This is a genomic window from Trichocoleus sp. DQ-A1, assembly GCF_039961955.1.
GTDB lineage: Bacteria > Cyanobacteriota > Cyanobacteriia > Cyanobacteriales > FACHB-T130 > FACHB-T130.
This window is the reverse complement of the sequence record NZ_JAMPKE010000059.1, coordinates 1-17,788: the sequence shown is the minus strand read 5'-3', so window position 1 is coordinate 17,788 and position 17,788 is coordinate 1. Positions and strand designations below refer to the sequence as shown.

Below are 17,788 nucleotides of genomic sequence, written 5' to 3'. Positions count from 1 at the left end.
GGATGCGACCATTTTTGACGGTTTGAGTAGATGCACAAATGGGACAGACGGGCATAAGAGGAAAATATCACAAAGAAACTCTTCTTCTCCATCATTACATCTTGGGCACTACCTTTTTTTTATATGTGGTCTTGGGGGCGCTTCTTTCTGAATCCCGATCGGGAGCGAAATATAAATAGCGGTGCAATCCTACCAGCGACAGACAAGCGGTAGCACAGGGCGGAAATCTGCTTGCTGTTGCTGCAACTCCCGATCAAAGCCAAGTTCGAGAAGATACTCCTCTCCAAGGCTTAAATCCACCAAGTTAGCATCGGCGATCGCTTTGAGTTCTGTAGAGGGTTTGTCTGCATAAGGACTCACGAATTTCACGCGAGTAACCTTGCACAAACCCGAAGTATGTTTCAAAGGTTGACTTTTGTTAATCTCAAAATTGTCTGGTCTTTCACCAAAGGACAGATAGAAGAGCATCGGCTCAGTTATTACATTGGAGTTCCTCCCCATAGGAATACTCAACGACTCTGGTAGATATGGTGGATGATACTCCCAGGTTGAGAAGGGAAGACTACTGACCGGATGGGATGTCGATCGCAAACAAAACCCAAATGGGCAAGCACCCCGCTTTCGGTCTACCCATCGTTCCCATATATGTATCTCAGAAATAGGGGTAGATTGTGCCTCTTGTGAGTTGTGTACCCACAGCAATTCCAACATGACGTTATGGAAGAAGAAGCGACGATTGGCTGTACCCTGCCCCGGATGAAGGTTGGGCGTTCCTTCAGTTAAGCCAAAGGCTATTAAACCATCGGCTTCAGGAGCGTCAATATCAGTACAAATAAACAGATGATCGAGTTCAAATGCCATATTCAGGGATGCTGGTGAGTAAGATTTAAATGCAGCAGATAACCTCAAATTTATCAAGGTTCTGTTGCGCCCAAACACAGGCGATGCCTGGAATAGCCAGGATCTCTACAAGTTATGGGATATAGGAGATAGACAGCCTAGAAGCGATCGCTCCTGCCCAAAACCAGTCGGGTAGGCTGACAAAAGCTCGGAGTCACTGTGCGATAGGGTTTTGTCCTCTTGAACAATTAGCAATTAGCATTTAGAAATTTAAGCCTCAAGACAGTGTATGTCTCGCCGCAGACAAGATTAAGCTGAGTCACGTAAGCTAAACCTGTTTGGGGAAGTACGTATGAGTGCTGAAGAACCTAAAGAAGAAAACACGAATCAATCAGACGAAACACTAGAACCAGAAGTGGAGGCAGCGATCGCTAAGATCAAACAGCCTCCGTCAATCAACGAAACTCTGTTGAATGTAGAGCCAGGTGAACTGAAGAATAACCCGGCAGTGGCACCTCAAATGTACAACGAAGGTGAAGATTTGAGGGATGATTTGAAACGGGATTAAGCAAGGTGCAGATAATGCCAGAAAGCATTGATGCTGCCTATGATTGAGCCTGGTGTTGCCAACCTTTCTCGGACTATGCTGCCTGTAATCTACTCAGATGAGTTTCTCGAGCACGACACGGGTCGATCCCACCCAGAACGACCCGCACGCCTGACGGCAATTGTGAACGCTTTAAAAGCTGCGCCTTGGGCAGCTCAAATTGACTGGCAGCTGCCAACGCCAGTAGAGAACCGTGCGATCGCGCCGATTTTACAACAAGTCCACACTCAACAACACATTGAGAAAGTCCGGCAGATTGCCCAGAATGGTGGCGGATATTTGGATGGTGGCGATACCCTCGTTTCCCCCCGGAGTTACGATGTGGCAATGCTTGCAGCCAGCGCGTGGCTGGATGGGGTAGATCGCGTCCTCGCTACCAATAACCCAGCTTTTGTGCTGGCACGTCCCCCCGGACACCATGCAGAACGCAATTATGGCATGGGGTTTTGTTTATTTTCCAATGCAGCGATCGCAGCCTACTACGCCCTCGAACAACCCAGCATCAATCGCGTTGCTATCCTCGACTGGGATGTTCATCACGGCAACGGCACGCAAAATATTGTAGAAACCCACCCCCAAATTGCCTACTGTTCCTTGCACCAATCTCCTTGCTATCCCGGCACCGGACAAGCTTCCGAACGCGGTATCCACAACAATGTGCTGAATTTCCCCATGTTTCCTGGCAGCACAATCACTGAATACCAACCGCTTTTTGAGCAGAAGATTGTACCCTTTTTAACCAATTTTCAGCCAGATTTGCTGATAGTCAGTGCTGGTTATGACGCGAATGCAGATGACCCATTAGCCAGTATGAACCTGCAACCACAAGATTATGGGTTGTTTACCGATTATTGTCTGCAAGTAACTCGTCGGATTGTTTTTGGTCTAGAGGGTGGTTATGACCTCTCATCATTAGCGAAATCTATTCTATCGACGATTGAGCGATGTTTAATATAGGCTTTTTGCGCTCAGTTTTTGCAGCAGATTTTGACACGAATTGCTCTGATTAAACTCGCTTTTCAGAGGCTCTAGTTTAGATTCTCAATTTGATATTATTGACTCCCAACTCTTTAACTTTTTCCACTCCAAGCAATGGGTGGACTGGGATAGGATGCCGAGTAAGAAGCACTAGGGCGAGTTTTCGTTTCTTCGTCTAGGACTTTCACAACTTTGTTGTAAATTTCTTCTGCCTGTTGCAGAGAATCACCAATACTGGTTAATCCCAGCTTGCCGAACTCGGAAAGACAACCCATGAGATGGAAAACGGTGCCGGTTTCTGTACTGGTATCAAAGTGCAGCCGTTGGTGGGCAATAATATCCATCAAATCATTCGGCAACAGCCCTACATAACGTTCTTTTTGGAGGTTGTCGGTAGCAACATAGTATTTTGGGCGACCTTGTTGGCTGTAGAACAAACCCGTGGAACTGTCATAGCGACCGTTGGTTAAAAACTTGAGGGTCATAAACGGGTGGGTCGTCCCGCCCTTCCGCAAATTGATTTCAATCGCTTGGATGTCCCACTGCTCGCCAGATTTTTCGGGGTGATGACAGGCGATAAAGTCCACCCCAAAGCGTTCTAAAGCTCCTTTTTTTGCCAAATTTCGCCCCACACGCAATCCTAAGTCCTGCAAGCGCAGGCGGTAAGCTTCATCGGCGGGGAAGTTGCAACCGAGATAAATCTGACCATCTGGGCCACCCAGAATTTGGTCGTGGGTGGAGAGAATTTCTACCTCTCCATTGGGGTCAATGCGACCTTGAACGCTAGGCGATCGCTTATGCTCTCCTTCAATAAAAGCTTCTACAATTGCCCCTAACTCTGGGATACGGCTGGAAAAATTTTCCCAAGTTTCTGCCTTGGCTTGAAAGCTCAAGGAAGAAAAGCGATCGCTGATAGCGGCAACCCTTTCGGCATGGGAGGCTTCTCCGGGTGCTACATTTTTGATCGGTCTGAGATCCAGTAGCGCATTTCCCTCCCCGGAAAATCCTTCATTGAGTTTGACAACCATCCGCTTTAACTGGGGTTGGCGTTCCCATAATTCGGCTGCTGCTACACCCAAGTCTTCTGCATTCCAGACACTGTCGCTGCCATCGGGATGAGGAACCCCACACTCGGCAAAGATTTTCCGGCTGCCGCTTTTGGTGCCCCAGGTGAGTAAATCAGGATCGAGCGCCAGAAGGGGAATGCCCATCTGTACTGCCAAATCTCGCTCTAGGAGTGTGGAATTGTAACAGATCATGTAAGATTTTTCGGGGCGCAAGGCTTGCCGCATCCGCTCCATCAAGCGAGGGCGCTCTAATATCTTTTGAGTCAGAGGTTTGGCTGAGGAATCGTAGGTAGAAAATAGTAACAAGCGATCGCGTGCATGAGAAAACGGAATTCCCGGCAACAGTTGCAAGTAGTAATCAATCACAATCGGCGGTAACGGCTGTGAAGTTACATAAATTAGCCGCGTGCGCGGGTGTCGCAGGCGAATTAAAGAAAAAAGCAGCCGCTCTTCATAATTGAGAAAGCCCTGAATTTTGAGCAGTTCCCGCTGATCGAGGCTGACCGAAGGAATCACTAAAATATCGTAGTCATCGCTGTCGAACAAATCGACTCCCTGCCAGCGATCGCGCAGTTGGGCTTGAAGCAGTTGAAACTGCTCCGCCTGCTTAGAGGAATTCTCTACACCTTGCATTACCATAGACCTCCGCCTTGCTCCCAACGCTGCCCCTATCAGCGATTTTACCCAGATAAGGGGGAAAATATGGGCTTTGCGACACAAAACTGTAATTCTGCTTGACTGATGGCGCGAGTTGGAAACAAACAAACAGATTCCGCCTCGGCTGTTTCCAAAAAAAAGATACCCTCACTAAACCCGTAGATTTGAGGATAATGCGGGATTTTGATGAAGTTTAAAGTTTAATCCAATCTACTTGGGAACCCCCGCCGTCAGTACCTCATGTCCTGATTCAGTAACTAACACATCATCTTCAATGCGGATACCAATCCCACGCCACCTGTCATTAATTGCCGGTTGCCCCTCGGCTGGTTCTACATCCAGTCCAATATATAGACCCGGTTCCACTGTTAGCACATGACCGGGTTGCAAACTCTGCCAAACTTCTTCCCCGTGCTTATAAACACCAGCATCATGGACATCTAAACCCAGCCAATGTCCGGTGCGGTGCATATAAAAGGGTTTATATTTCTCCTCTTTGATAATTTCTTCAATATCACCTGCCAGGAGTCCCACATCGATTAAACCTTCGACCAAAACGCGCACTGCCGTGTCGTGACCTAAGTTGTAGGGATTTCCGGGTTGAACTTGCGCGATCGCCTGTAACTGCGCTTCCAATACAATGTCGTAAAGCGTCTTCTGTTCTGGCGTAAACTTGCCCCCGACCGGAAATGTGCGCGTGATGTCGCCGTTGTAGTAGTCGTAGCAACAACCCGCATCAATTAGCAGTAACTCGTTATCCTGCATCTGCCGATTATTCTCAATGTAGTGCAGCACGCAAGCATTCGCGCCAGAGGCAACAATTGAGGGATAAGCTGGCCCCATTCCACCCCGTTTTCGGAAGATGTGTTCTATCTCCGCCTGGACTTCGTACTCGTAACGCCCCGGTTGAGCGAATTCTCGCGCCCAGTTGTGAGCTTCTGCTGAGATGTCAGCCGCACGACGCATCAATTCTATCTCGGCTGGACTCTTCACCAGTCGCATCCCGTGAAGCACCGGATTGGTGTCTTCAATCGCAATGGGTCCCGTACCCCGCTTGGGATAACCCGCCATCAACCGCTGCCAGTGGGTGAGGATAGTCTCATTGAAAGCGCGATCGCGTCCCAAATGATAATAAATCCGGTCGGCTTTTTCTAAATACTGAGGTAGTTTCTCATTTAGTTCTGCAATCGGGTAAGCTTCATCCGCCCCATAGAATTCTTTTGCCTTTTCCACCCCGACCCGATATCCTGTCCAAACTTCCTTATCTCGTTCCTTTGGCTGGACAAACAATACAAATCGGTGTTCTGGATGGTGGGGCGCTAAAACTGCCACCGCCTCTGGTTCATTAAATCCAGTTAAGTAATAAAAATCACTATCCTGCCGAAAAGTGTACTCAACATCGTTGTGCATGACAGCCACTGGGGCACTCCGAAAGATGGCAGTGCCGTTGCCAATTTTCGCCATCAACTGCTCGCGACGCGCTGCGTATTCTGCTTGCATAATCTCAACTACGTATCTTTGTTTTTCTAGGTGGTCGAGTCAGTCGAATTGACCAATATATTTTCAAGGTTATACTATGAGAGATTTGGTAACAAATCTTTATAGGGTGTACTCGAATACAACTCAAATTAAAATTTTCTGAATCGTTAGCGATTTTTTCAGGGGATTGGCTGCGCGATCGCTAATGACTGGATTCGACGGAACGATACTCCCGATCGACTCTTGCATCTATTAAATGAGAACAAAAATATTTCAGATAACAAAAAAACCGCTTCCATCTCGCTTAGCAATTTTACAAACGAATGATAGAGGCAACTATGACTCGCTTCCCCCTTCAAGAACAAGATGAAGTCACAGATTTAAAGGTCAAAACAGTATATAACGAAATTTTGTCTGAATTAGGGTTTGGCATCATTCCCAACATTTTCAAATCAATGGCGATAAATCCCGATGTGCTGGAAGGGAATTGGAAAAAATTCCGCGCTACCATCCTGCAAGGAGATGTGCCCCGCACCCTGAAGGAAATGGTGGGAGTTGCCATCTCTCAAGCTCACAACAGCCCCTATGCCCTCAACGTTCACTTGCATGGATTATCTGCTCTAGGAATGAGCGAGGAAGTTCTCCGGACATTGGTTTCAGACTTTGCTGCCTGTCCCCTCCCCAAGCGCGAAAAAGCAGTCATTAGTTTTGGCTTACTTGCCGGGACTAAACCCCAGGAACTGACCGCAAAAGATTACCAAAATCTCCGAGAGTTGGGGCTAGATGACTCAGAAATCTTCGAGATTATTGCGACTGCTGACTTATTTACCAGCATAAATCGATACACAGATGCGATCGCTCTCGAAATTGACCAATTGTAAATTGCCAGTTTTCTCGTGAGTCCGTATTTTCTTGAGAATGTCGTTCGTTAAATTTCAGGAAAAACAGAATCATCCCAATAATGGGCAATACCCATGACTCTTTCCCTCCGTTTGATAGTAGCAATGAGCTAGAAAAACAAGCTCGCGAACCACTACTGCTGATAGCCCGCCGTCTGCTTGCGGAAGCCCAAGCTCTTTCCAGCCGCATCGCCGCTGTCAATGAAATTGCGACAGCGATTAACCGTACCCTGGATATAGACGAGATTTTGCGGGTTGTTGGTAAACAAGCTAAATGGCTCTTGGATTTCGAGCATTGTAGTGTCTATATCTGCACCGATACCAGTTCTTGCCGCCTCGTAACCCTATTTGGCGCTCCTCTAGAGTTGACTGCCACGATTGTCGCAGAGGACAGCCCTTTAGGTCGTGCAATGAAAACAGGTCAATCGCAACTGATTCGAGAAGGCTCTCCATCTGTTTTTCTGCACTCTTATGCTTCCCAAATATTCGTCCCCCTACAGAGCGATCGCCAAGTCATTGGTACTATCAACTTTGCGACTACCCAAGCCCACGCTTACACACTGGAAGATTTACGCATTAGTTATTTACTAGCCTTGCAAGTATCGGCAGCAATTCGTAATGCCAGTGGCTTCGCCCAATTAAATCAGCTATATGCCCAACTAGAGGCAGAAAAACGCAAATCTGAGCAACTGTTACTGAACGTACTTCCTGTACGTGTAGCCGATGAATTAAAACGCACTGGCAGAGTTAAACCCGTGCATTATGACTCTGCCTCAGTATTGTTTACCGACTTTAAAGATTTCACTCAATTAGCCGAACAACTCACTCCCGAAGATTTAGTAAATGAATTAGATTATTGCTTTTCTTGCTTCGATATGCTCATTGAAACCCACAAGTTAGAGAAATTAAAAACAATTGGTGACAGTTATATGTGTGTTGGAGGAATTCCCACTCCTAACCGCACGCATGCAATTGATGCTGTACTAGCCGCCTTACAAATTCAAGCCTTTATGCAATGGCGGCGGCTCGAAAAAATCAAAAATAATCATCCCTATTGGGAAGTCCGCATCGGCATCCACTCAGGACCCTTGCTAGCGGGTGCGATTGGTCATAATAAATTTTCCTATGATGTTTGGGGCGATACGGTTAATACTGCCTCCAGAATGGAATCCTGTGGAGTTTGTGGCAACATTAATATTTCAAAAGCCACGTTTGAGTTAGTGAAAAATTTTTTTGATTGTGAATATCGGGGAAAAGTCAATGCAAAAAATAAGGGTGACATTGATATGTATCTTGTCACCCGCCTCAAAAAATGCTTTTCCCTAGATCCCACCGGATTGTTACCCAATGAGGATTTTAATCAACTTTATGCGGCAATCCAATCGGGGCATCCTGATTAGTCATTAGCCATTCACTAAATAATAACTGGGGACTCATCACGCATGATTGTTTAAAACTTATAACTCATCACTGCGATCGCAGTGCCATTTTCTGGCAAATCCGTTGATTTAACCGTCAAAGTATCACTATTGACCCGACGCACCGGCATTCCATCCATCAATGCCAAAAATTCATCCACGGAGATAATATCGCAACTCGCAGCATCGGCGGCTTGGGTACGGTAATGCGTGGGAATCACCAATTTGGGATTGAGGACTTGTACTGCCTGCATGGCTTCCTGAGGCGTGTAGGCTTTGTCACTTCCGCCTACGGGTACTAACAAGACATCGGGACGTCCCATCAGGATTTTTTGCTCAATATCAATCGGTGCAGCAGCACCGCCTAAATGCAGAATATTGATTCCTCCTTGCGTCCAACGCCAAGCCACGTTCGTGCCAAACCGGCGTCCACCGTTGCGATCGTGGTTAATGCTCATTCCTTGAATTTTTAGGTTGTCAACTTGGTAAACTCCCGGTTTATATAAAAACTGGGGATTCCCTGGCAACCCTTCCACCGCCCCTTCATCAAGTAATAGGCTGCTGACTAACACTAAATCCGCTGGCACCTTCGATGAACGATACCCAGCCGTACAGCCCAGCTTCTGAAAGGGATTCGCCAAGACTCGTTTACCACTTCCAGTAAACAAAAAGCTGGTATGCCCCAGCCATTTAACAGACACAGATCCACCAGGTGTTGCCGCCTGATAAGTCTGAAATCCAGAAGCCAAGCCTGTTCCTAAGGCTGTAAGCAAACCCGCCCCAGCATAGCGCATCAACTGTCGCCGTTTCATCAGAATTTAGTCCTCAGTCATTAGTCATTAGTCCTTTGCTAATCGCTAATGCTTAATTGACCAATGAACAATTAGCCATTAGCCATTAGCACTAAAGCGATTCCAGGAAGTTTCGCAGCAGTTGCTTTCCTGAAGCCGTCAGAATACTCTCCGGATGGAATTGGACGCCCTCAATATGCGGATAGTTCCGATGCCGGACGCCCATGATGGTTCCGTCGTCTACCCAAGCCGTAATTTCCAGGACATCTGGGCAGCTGTGTCGGTCAATCACCAAACTATGATACCGGGTAGCGGTAAAGGGATTGTCTAATCCTCGAAATACGCCGACACCTGTGTGATGAATTGGAGAAGTTTTGCCATGCATCAACATGGGTGCAGAAACAATTTCACCGCCGAATACTTGACCAATGCCTTGATGTCCCAGGCAAACGCCCAAAATGGGTACCCCGGAACCCATCTTTTGAATTAACTCCAGGGAAATTCCGGCATCTTCTGGACGCCCTGGTCCCGGCGAAATCACAATTCCATCGGGTTTAAGCTTTTCGATTTGCTCAAGGGAGATTTGGTCATTGCGATACACCTGAATTTCAGATGCTACTGGCAGTTCAGCGCCAAGTTCTCCCAGATACTGCACCAAGTTATAGGTAAAACTGTCGTAATTATCAATAACCAGAATCAAATGTAAACTCCTTGTGAGTCAGAAGCCTTCAACTCAAAACTCAAAACTACTTAGCGCAGCATCGACTGAATCCGAATTACAAGGGGTGGCAAAAGCAGCGAACCAGCGACCAATACCGACACGAGTGCCGAAACCAGAACGGCACCAGCAGCACAGTCTTTAGCAATTTTGGCAAGCTCATGGTAAGCCTGCTTAACCGTTAAGTCAACAACTGACTCAATTGCCGTATTCAATAACTCCAGCGCCAACACTAGCCCAATTGTTATTCCAATCACCGCCATTTCGACTGCCTTCAACTGCAAAAAGACACCCAAACCAATAGCTAGGGTGCCTATAACTACATGGATGCGAAAGTTGCGTTGGGTAATAAAGGCATATCGAAGTCCGGCCCAAGCATATTTAAAACTAATTATTAAGTTCGGCGCAATTCGCCAAGCTAAATCCCGGTTTGGTTTCACTACATCTGAGTGGTTCAAAGAAGGTGTGGAAATTTCTTGAGACATGGCAAGGGTTTTACGGGGCTGAAGGGCATGAACCATCGCTCCGGCTGGCGCGTGGGCGAAACTTGAATCTAAGTCTTGAATCTAAGTACAGATGAAGGCTATTGGGTATAGCTAGGCTAGATAGTAAGACCAATAACCTGGAGTAAAGTTTCCTGCTGGTTCAACATTTTAGTCAGGCTATCTTCATCGGGATGATCCCAGCCGAGTAGATGAAGCAAACCGTGAGCCGCTAACCAGGCTAGCTCTGTTTTTAAGGGATGTTCCTGTTGTTGAGCTTGCCGAGTCGCAGTCTCAACGGAGATGGCGATATCACCAAGATACAGAGGTGTATCCTCTAAAAAATCCATCGGCTGAGGACAGTCTACCTCTAAGGATGCAAAAGCTAATACATCTGTCGGTTTATTTTGATGACGATACTGGGCGTTGAGGGTCTGTATTTCTTTATCGTCGGTGAGGCGCAAACTCAGTTCATAGGCATCCGCTTGAGGAATATCTAGATGCAGCGTTTCCATCCAACGATGGAACCAAGTTTCCCAAGTTTCAGGTGAAATTTCTTCTTGGGCACTGGCATCTGCTGGATTGGACGAGAAGAAATAGTCTTGGATGCTAACTTCTATGTTTATGCCCATACAACCGTGTTCCGGATTAACGAGTCAGGTAAGAAAGACCGATCAGCAGCGCCACAAGACCAATGGTTGACAGGGCAAAATGTTTTAACGAAGTGCCTCCTTTTCGTACCATGTTTCGCATTGCCAGCTTCACGTAGCTGGGTTGAGGCTCTGTCGAGGCGGGTGTCGATTCAGAAATGGGTTCTGGAGTTTGTGATGCCGCTTGTGGCGTTGAAGAGGAGTTACTCATAAGGATAATTACTGAAGACTCAAAAGTGGTTTTTCCAGCTGATGATAAGCCAGGGATAAACTTTTCTTCCAACAATGTAACAGTTTGTTTCGCAATTGATGGCAAATCACCGAATCAGCAAGTAAAGGACAAAGGAGCGATTGCTCCTTTGTCCACCCGATGTTACTAATTTCTTGGTGTCTTGGTGGCTAAGTAACCCTCTCACTGAGGCTACCCTAAAGACCCAACGGCGCAGCTTTTAGGTAAGCTGATTTTCTTGGCGTAGATAGGCTTCAATGAACGAATCGAGGTCGCCATTCATCACATCGTTAATGGCAGTCGTTTCCACACCTGTCCGCAGATCCTTGACCATCTGGTACGGGTGGAAAACGTAGTTACGAATTTGGTTGCCCCAAGCTGCCTCTACCATATCCCCTCGAATGTCGGCAATTTCCTTGGCGCGTTGCTCTTGGGCGACAATCAGCAACTTAGCTTTGAGGATAGCAAGACCTTTTTCTTTGTTTTGCAGCTGACTTCGCTCTTCAGTACAGCGCACGGCAAGGCCGGTGGGAATATGAACAATCCGCACCGCCGTTTCCACTTTGTTGACATTTTGTCCACCTTTACCACCAGCCCTAGAGGTGGTGATTTCTAAATCCTTATCTGGAATGTCCAGAGTCACGGATCTATCCAGAGTTGGCATTACTTCCACTCCAGCAAAGCTTGTTTGGCGCTTGTCGTTGGCGTTGAAAGGCGATATCCGCACCAGCCGGTGGGTTCCTTTTTCTGCCTTCAGGTAGCCATAAGCATAACGCCCTTCAATCTCTAAGGTGGCTGACTTAAGCCCCGCTTCTTCTCCTTTGGAGATTTCCGCTAAGGTAACTTTGTAACCGTGGTTTTCTGCCCAGCGAGTGTACATCCGCAGCAACATTTCCGCCCAGTCTTGGGCGTCTGTGCCACCTGCACCGGCGTTAATGGTTAAAACGGCTCCGCTTTGGTCATAAGTACCGGAAAGCATCTGTTGCAATTCCCATCGCTCAAGTTCCTGATTGAGCTTGGTGATGTTGCTTTCAGCTTCCAAAAGCAGTGACTCGTCGGCTTCTAATTCCAGCAGTTCCACAACCGCCCTGGCGTCTTCTAGGCTGTTTTTCCACTGGTGAAATTGTTCCAAGTGGGATTTGAGGTCATTGAGTTCTTGGAGGGTTTGTTGGGCACTCGTTTGGTCGTCCCAAAAATCCGGTTGCGCCGCGACTTGCTCCAAGTCTTGAATTTTGGCAGTTAGAGCAGGAACGTCAAAGATAGTCCTGGGTTTTACCCAGGCGATCGCACAACGTTTCGACTTCGCGTTTAATGTCTAGGAGTTCAATCATTGTTTTGAGCTTTTTCCGATGAGCGCTTGGTAGTAAAGTTGCACTCTTTTCGATCTTAGCTGGAGTGTCTCTCCCAATCACTAAGACCTGAACAAAGAAAGCGAAGGAGAGGAACAGGGGAAGTTACCAATTATCTTTTACCCATTACCCCATTAAGATTGAATTTGTGGAGTAACTGCTGAAAGTTAAAGATAGTCTTGATCTTGATCCAGATGCTAAGACAACGTTTCTACTTCACGTTGGATGTCTATGATTTCCAGCATTGCTTTAGCGCTTTTTCTTGAGCGCTGCTCATATTGCACTGCAATCAAATTTATCTAAGTTTGTTGGTAAATGTCCAGTTCCAAAAAAAGCCGTGGGAAACCACGGCTTCAAAATGTGTGCGCTTAATGAAACTTTTGCCTTTTAGTCGCGGCTATTGAGCGCGTTCAGCAACCGCAGAATGAAAATGAACAAATTGATGTAAGTCAGATACATCGACAAAGCAGCAGGCAGATATTGGTCATCGCGGTAAGCGCGGGGCAGGATATAGAAATCTACCACAGCAGCACCGGCAAACAAAAACACGCCAATTCCAGAAATGGCAATTTCTAGCCAAGTGGGTGTATAGACACCAAACAAAGACAACAGCAGCTGACCCACTAGCACCACAACTAGGGCAATAATACCTAGCTGTACTGTTTTAGTGAGAGCCATGCCGTCTTGCTCCGACAGATTGGAGCCAATCTGTCGTGCAGCAATAAAGGTAACGCCACAGCCGAGGGCGGCAAAACCAATTCCTGCCACACCGACCCCTGGTGTCCTCAGAGCCACGAATATCAATCCGCTCAGGGTATAGCCCGACAACAGACTGTAGGTAGCCAGAAGGGGCAGAGCAACGCTTTTCTTGCCATTAATGGCAACGTTTTGGGCAACGAAGAAAAGGGCAAATTCTGCAATCAGGGCAACCCAGAAGGTTGGCATGAATAGCCCTGGGTTGGAACGGAGAACGCCAAGACCCCCGTAGGTGCCAAGTGCGGTTAAGACAAGTCCAGCGCCTACGTAGGGGAGGGCGTTGGCAATAACGTTGGGGCCAACGAGTGCGTGATTTTTAGCCTCACGCATCGCTTGACGGAAGTTACTGGTGTTACTCATGAAGCTTCCTCAGAAATATTACGAGTCATTTACATTTAGGCGATCGCCAGTCTAATTCAATTGTGACGTAGAGCCGGAGTCCTTAGAAGGGTGGGTTTCACGAAGCAAACGCTTACGGTTTGTTTTTGAAGTAAGGATTAGTTTTTGGCTACATCAAACTGCAACTTACGTATATATGCTGACATTCCTGGAGAGGCTCTCTGTGAGTTCCGTATTCCAACGATGGTTGTTGAAAGCGCCTATACAGAAAATGAATTCAGTTAGACGAAATGAAGAGATAGCGATTTCCCAATCTCCCAAACGGGGTGGTTTTACAGAGGCTTTGACAATGGCGACTCAATCTTCTTGCAGCTCCGATTCGATGGAACTTTTGATTGCTTACTATAAAAATCCATCAGTTGAAGTTCGCAATCAACTGGTGCAGTTGAATGCTGGACTGGTTCGGAAGATGGCTCATCGAGTCAGCTATCAGTGTGCGGAACCTTATGAAGATTTGGAACAACTCGGCTATCTCGGTTTGATTCGGGCAATTGAGCGATTCAATCCCCATCAAGGTTACGCTTTTAGTTCCTTTGCGGTTCCTTACATTCGCGGCGAGATGCTGCATTATTTACGCGACAGAAGCGGCGTAATGAAAATGCCTCGTCGGTGGCAGGAAATCCAGCAGGAAGGACAAAAGGCGCGAAAAGAGTTGGCACAAACTCTAGGGCGATCGCCAAAAGAAGCTGAAATTGCCCAAGCAATTAAAGTATCTCTAGAAGAGTGGAGTGAAAGCAAGGTTGCGGCTCAAAACTGCCGACCATTAAGTTTAGATAGTGTCGTTTTTGAGCAGTCTGACTTTCAGGTGACGTTGGCGGAAACACTCCCTGACCCTCGCTATCAATCTTGGCAAAGTCAAGAAGAAGAACGGCAAGAGCTGGAAGGGGCAATGAGTTATTTGGACAACAAAACTCAAGCAGCAATTGAGTTGGTGTTGGTACGAGATCTTCCTCGGAAAGAAGCGGCTAAGCGAATTGGTGTCAGCCCGATGACGGTGACACGGCATCTTCAAAGAGGAGTTGAGCAGTTGGTATCGCTGTTGCAACCTCAATCAACCGAGCGTTTGGCTAGTTAAAGGCTTCCTGGAAAGAATTACAAGCAAGACAGCTTGTTTGGGAAGTAGTCGCCAGTTAAAAATTAGTAGAGAGTTTGTAGAGTGGTATATACCACTCTATTTTTTTAGGTGGCATAACGCCTGAAGGCGTTCGGCTACATTTTCCCCAAAGCTACCACTGCATTCTGCCCTCCGAAACCAAAGCTGAAACAAAGCACCTGTTTAATTTCACCTTGACGCGGGACTTTAACTAAATCTAAATCAAATTCTGGTTCCTTTAACCCCACACACGGTGGCAAGATTTGATGCTTCAATGCCATTAGGGAGAAAGCGACACCTAAGGCTCCAGATGCTCCCAATGTATGACCTGTGGCTCCCTTAGTAGAACTGACTGGCACTGTTTGAGGAAAGAGATACTGAATTAAGTGCGCCTCATTTTGGTCGTTGAGCTGGGTAGCGGTACCGTGAGCGTGGATGTAATGGATGTCCGCAGGGAAAAGGTTGCTGCGATCGCAACATTGTTTGACCGCCGCGATCGCACTCCGACTTCCTGGCTCAGGGGTATTCGTATGATAAGCGTCCGATGTCAAGCCAAATCCCAGCACTTGACCATAAATCCGTGCTGAGCGACGCTTTGCCAATTCTGCGGATTCCAGTACCAAGACGGCTCCCCCCTCTCCCAAGGCTAAGCCTTCCCGCCACCGATCAAAAGGATAAGCGCCCGTTTGAGCTAAAGCGCCCATCTGCTGAAACCCTGCCAGGGTCAGCGGTGTAATCGATGATTCCACGGCTCCAGCAATGACTTGCTGACAGTGCCCAGTTTCCAAGAGCGACGCTGCTTGCGCGATCGCCCAAATTCCAGTTGCACAAGCCGCCATTGGTGCCAAGACTGACCCAGTTGCCCCGATTTGACGAGCGGCTGCGATCGCATTCATGTGGGGCAGCGTCTCCAAAAAAGCCTGGGTTGGCAGGTGTTTGTATAGCGGCGATTTTACTGGTTCGGCATCCCGATAAAACTCCCGCGCCAATTTCTCCCAAGATGCCTGATAAGAGCGACTCGAACCAATGACGACTCCACAATCGGGCAAAGGCGAAACCAAACCAGCATCTTCCAGCGCCATAGCGACAACCCGCTGAGTCAGGTTTGCTAACTCAGCGGGTTGTTTCCCTATCAATCCTAAGGGTCGGGGGGCAAGTTCTGGAAAGGGTTGATGCAACTGAATGCCAGATTGACCGGCGATTAAACGTTGCCAGCTCGTCTGCAAGCTGTTACCCAAAGCTGAGACTAAACCAATCCCAGTAACGACAATCTCCACCGATTACCCAGCGAATCGCCAATTGCTATTTCTTGAGATTTTCCGCACCTTTGGTCACCTTAGCCGATTCAATGCGATCGCCCTGCTGAATCTTGTCAACGACCTCCATCCCTTTGGTTACATAGCCAAAAACAGCATAGTCACCATCCAAGAACGGCAAATCGGCTAAAGCAATGTAAAACTGCGACGAAGCCGAGTCGGGTAAAGATGAGCGAGCCATTGCGACAGCGCCACGAGTATGTCGCAACTGCGGGGGTTGAGAAACACCCGCACTTTTGAGCGTTTCGCTGAGAACGGGTTTTTCCGCCCCTTTGGGCTTAATTTCGAGGGGAATGTAACGCGCTTGACCCGTCGCTGGATCGATAAAACCACCCATCCCCAGACGTTCTGTGGGCACATTCGGGTCTTTACTTTGCGGATCGCCACCCTGAGCAACAAAGGGTTGCGGTTGCCGCACTACGCGGTGAAAGACCAGTCCGTTATAGACACCTCTTTGAACTAAATCGACGAAATTCCCAGATGTAATCGGGGCATTAGTGCCATCGACTTCAATCGTAATTAGCGAGCCTTTAACCGTCATGTCTACGGTGGCTTTACCTTCTAGGCGGGGCAAACTGCTTGTTTTGGGACTACTCGCTGGAGTGGCAGATGCTGAGGTTGTTTCAGTTGCTGAGGGGCTGGTATCCGAGGAAGTAGCCTGCTCGGTGGTACATCCCCCCAACATCAGTCCTGCGATCGCAAAAAGTAATATAAACCAGTGCCGGATTTGTATCTGCATTTTCATTTCACCTAATTGGTAGCCAGAGCTACTGAATCATCTTATGCAGATATTGGGAGGCTCAACCAAGAATTGTTAGAGACCTTCAATGGGCACTTCCAAGAAGCGAGCCAGTTGGGCACCCTGATTTTCCAGCTCTGACAAGGGTAGAGGTTCCCCAACTCGCGTCAGGGGAATATCGCGGCGTCCTTTGACGCGCAGGTAAATCGACCGGCGTGGGTTGAGACCTTCTTTAATTTCCACCCGAATCGCTTGGACATCTTGTATGCGACAGCCGACTTCAATTTGGCGGTTTTTGCCGAGAAAGCCCCATCTAAAGATCCGAATATATCCGGTTTCTTGATTAAACTCGTTGTAACCGCCCCCTACGTCTAAAAGAATCATCATCCATAGATAGAGCGCTACGAGTAACCCAGCTAACCCGTAAAGTCCCATGACTATCCCTTGAGGGATAAAAAGTAACTTGGTGGGGTCAGCAAAAGGGAGAAGATTGACTTTTAGGTAACTTGAAATTCCAGCCAATAAAAAGCCTGTAGCTCCCAAGGAGACTACGGTTGCCCACCAATAGTTACTCAAACGACGAGAGCCTAAAACCTCTTGACGGAGAACGCGGTTACTTGTGGATGTTGTCGGTGCAGCCATGAAAGAAAACTCTGTGTTCGCCAAAGTTGTTAAGGAAAATTTTTAAGATCGGACTGATTCAGATTATCTAGCTTCCCAGGGATTTATGCTATTGATTTAGCAATCTAACTGAGCTAGAGATTAATGAGAAGTACGTGTCAGATTGTAAAAATTCTGATATTTTCTTATCATAGAGGACACGTGCTAGAACCCTAGGGTTTTACTTTGGGGACAAAAAGCGCCCCATTCCCAAATAACAGTAGCCTGAAACCCGGTATCAGGGCGACAGGTTAGTGGAAATTGACACGCAGGGGAATCAAGCGAGTGTGTCTATTGAAGACAGAACCCGGCAAACTTCTCCAAAATAATCCCACTACTGTCTGACGTGGGTCGTGTCAAATAAATAATGTTAATTGCTCAAGTTCAGACGATTTGACGCAATAGTAAGAGGATTTGAAATGACCATTGCAGTCGGACGCGCGCCAAGTTCAAGAGGGTGGTTTGACGCCATTGACGACTGGCTCAAGCGCGATCGCTTCGTATTTGTCGGTTGGTCCGGCCTACTGCTATTCCCCTGCGCCTATCTAGCGCTAGGCGGCTGGCTCACCGGCACCACCTTCGTCACCTCCTGGTACACCCACGGACTCGCCTCCTCGTACCTCGAAGGCTGCAACTTCCTCACCGTCGCCGTCTCAACGCC

18 protein-coding genes and 1 pseudogene are annotated in these 17,788 nt (G+C 47.6%); 6 read left to right on the top strand and 13 right to left on the bottom strand.

The genetic code is table 11. From position 1 onward, the window contains the following. Positions 1-189: 189 nt before the first annotated feature. On the bottom strand, positions 190-861 hold the full coding sequence (locus tag NDI33_RS27240; RefSeq protein WP_190675501.1) for a hypothetical protein: 672 nt from the start codon (positions 859-861) through the stop codon (positions 190-192). A gap of 331 nt (positions 862-1,192) precedes the next feature. Here NDI33_RS27240 and NDI33_RS27235 point away from each other — a divergent pair, with 331 nt between their 5' ends. After that, positions 1,193-1,408, top strand: a complete 216-nt coding sequence (locus NDI33_RS27235) for a hypothetical protein (RefSeq protein WP_190414463.1) — start codon at positions 1,193-1,195, stop codon at positions 1,406-1,408. 75 nt (positions 1,409-1,483) lie between these two features. After that, on the top strand, positions 1,484-2,404 hold the full coding sequence (locus tag NDI33_RS27230; RefSeq protein WP_190675506.1) for a histone deacetylase: 921 nt from the start codon (positions 1,484-1,486) through the stop codon (positions 2,402-2,404). Between the two features lie 113 nt (positions 2,405-2,517). Here the strand turns inward: NDI33_RS27230 and NDI33_RS27225 are convergent, their stop codons facing one another. Both NDI33_RS27225 and NDI33_RS27220 read right to left on the bottom strand, forming a co-directional pair. Further along, a complete protein-coding gene (locus tag NDI33_RS27225) occupies positions 2,518-4,125 on the bottom strand; it encodes a peptide ligase PGM1-related protein (RefSeq protein WP_190430613.1) in 1,608 nt (535 codons plus the stop codon). Between the two features lie 234 nt (positions 4,126-4,359). Further along, positions 4,360-5,649 carry an aminopeptidase P N-terminal domain-containing protein gene (locus NDI33_RS27220; protein WP_190675499.1) on the bottom strand — a complete coding sequence of 430 codons (1,290 nt, stop codon included), beginning with the start codon at positions 5,647-5,649 and terminating at the stop codon, positions 4,360-4,362. 317 nt (positions 5,650-5,966) lie between these two features. On the opposite strand from NDI33_RS27220, the gene NDI33_RS27215 reads away from it, so the two are divergent. Both NDI33_RS27215 and NDI33_RS27210 read left to right on the top strand, forming a co-directional pair. Then, positions 5,967-6,509 carry a carboxymuconolactone decarboxylase family protein gene (locus NDI33_RS27215; protein WP_190430609.1) on the top strand — a complete coding sequence of 181 codons (543 nt, stop codon included), beginning with the start codon at positions 5,967-5,969 and terminating at the stop codon, positions 6,507-6,509. Positions 6,510-6,589: 80 nt separating this feature from the next. Then, entirely contained in the window at positions 6,590-7,927 is a 1,338-nt protein-coding gene (locus NDI33_RS27210; RefSeq protein ID WP_190675497.1) for an adenylate/guanylate cyclase domain-containing protein, read from the top strand. A gap of 50 nt (positions 7,928-7,977) precedes the next feature. On the opposite strand, the gene NDI33_RS27205 is transcribed toward NDI33_RS27210, so the two are convergent. The 7 genes from NDI33_RS27205 to NDI33_RS27175 form a co-directional block, all read right to left on the bottom strand. Beyond that, positions 7,978-8,757: an MBL fold metallo-hydrolase gene (locus NDI33_RS27205; RefSeq protein WP_190675495.1), complete on the bottom strand. Its 780-nt coding sequence runs from the start codon at positions 8,755-8,757 to the stop codon at positions 7,978-7,980. 91 nt (positions 8,758-8,848) lie between these two features. Further along, positions 8,849-9,436: an aminodeoxychorismate/anthranilate synthase component II gene (locus NDI33_RS27200; RefSeq protein WP_190414470.1), complete on the bottom strand. Its 588-nt coding sequence runs from the start codon at positions 9,434-9,436 to the stop codon at positions 8,849-8,851. Between the two features lie 50 nt (positions 9,437-9,486). Further along, on the bottom strand, positions 9,487-9,939 hold the full coding sequence (locus tag NDI33_RS27195) for a diacylglycerol kinase family protein (protein ID WP_190414492.1): 453 nt from the start codon (positions 9,937-9,939) through the stop codon (positions 9,487-9,489). 116 nt (positions 9,940-10,055) lie between these two features. Further along, positions 10,056-10,562 (bottom strand): rRNA maturation RNase YbeY, encoded by a 507-nt coding sequence (ybeY, locus tag NDI33_RS27190; RefSeq protein WP_190675503.1) that lies wholly within the window; start codon positions 10,560-10,562, stop codon positions 10,056-10,058. Positions 10,563-10,584: 22 nt separating this feature from the next. After that, a complete protein-coding gene (locus NDI33_RS27185) occupies positions 10,585-10,746 on the bottom strand; it encodes a DUF3285 domain-containing protein (protein ID WP_347275892.1) in 162 nt (53 codons plus the stop codon). A 289-nt stretch (positions 10,747-11,035) separates the two neighbouring features. Then, positions 11,036-12,143, bottom strand: a protein-coding gene (prfB, locus tag NDI33_RS27180) for a peptide chain release factor 2 (protein ID WP_190414494.1) whose coding sequence is annotated in 2 segments (ribosomal slippage) — positions 11,036-12,070 and positions 12,072-12,143 — 1,107 coding nt in all. Because the reading frame shifts where the segments join, the coding sequence is not laid out codon by codon here. Between the two features lie 408 nt (positions 12,144-12,551). Then, positions 12,552-13,280, bottom strand: coding sequence for a Bax inhibitor-1 family protein (locus NDI33_RS27175; protein WP_190675493.1), 729 nt, complete (start codon positions 13,278-13,280; stop codon positions 12,552-12,554). Between the two features lie 328 nt (positions 13,281-13,608). On the opposite strand from NDI33_RS27175, the gene NDI33_RS27170 reads away from it, so the two are divergent. Next, on the top strand, positions 13,609-14,394 hold the full coding sequence (locus NDI33_RS27170) for an RNA polymerase sigma factor SigF (protein WP_190414495.1): 786 nt from the start codon (positions 13,609-13,611) through the stop codon (positions 14,392-14,394). A 134-nt stretch (positions 14,395-14,528) separates the two neighbouring features. Here NDI33_RS27170 and NDI33_RS27165 read toward each other — a convergent pair whose 3' ends face one another. The 3 genes from NDI33_RS27165 to NDI33_RS27155 all read right to left on the bottom strand — a co-directional run bounded on the left by NDI33_RS27165 (position 14,529) and on the right by NDI33_RS27155 (position 17,109). Beyond that, a complete protein-coding gene (locus tag NDI33_RS27165) occupies positions 14,529-15,689 on the bottom strand; it encodes a beta-ketoacyl-ACP synthase (protein ID WP_190675491.1) in 1,161 nt (386 codons plus the stop codon). A gap of 25 nt (positions 15,690-15,714) precedes the next feature. Further along, positions 15,715-16,467 (bottom strand): peptidylprolyl isomerase, encoded by a 753-nt coding sequence (locus NDI33_RS27160; RefSeq protein ID WP_190414474.1) that lies wholly within the window; start codon positions 16,465-16,467, stop codon positions 15,715-15,717. 75 nt (positions 16,468-16,542) lie between these two features. Next, the gene (locus NDI33_RS27155) at positions 16,543-17,109 is read right to left on the bottom strand and encodes a photosystem I assembly protein Ycf4 (RefSeq protein WP_190414475.1); all 567 of its coding nucleotides are present in this window, start codon (positions 17,107-17,109) and stop codon (positions 16,543-16,545) included. Positions 17,110-17,546: 437 nt separating this feature from the next. Here NDI33_RS27155 and NDI33_RS27150 point away from each other — a divergent pair. Beyond that, positions 17,547-17,788, top strand: a pseudogene (locus NDI33_RS27150) (photosystem II D2 protein (photosystem q(a) protein)); the annotation flags it as partial.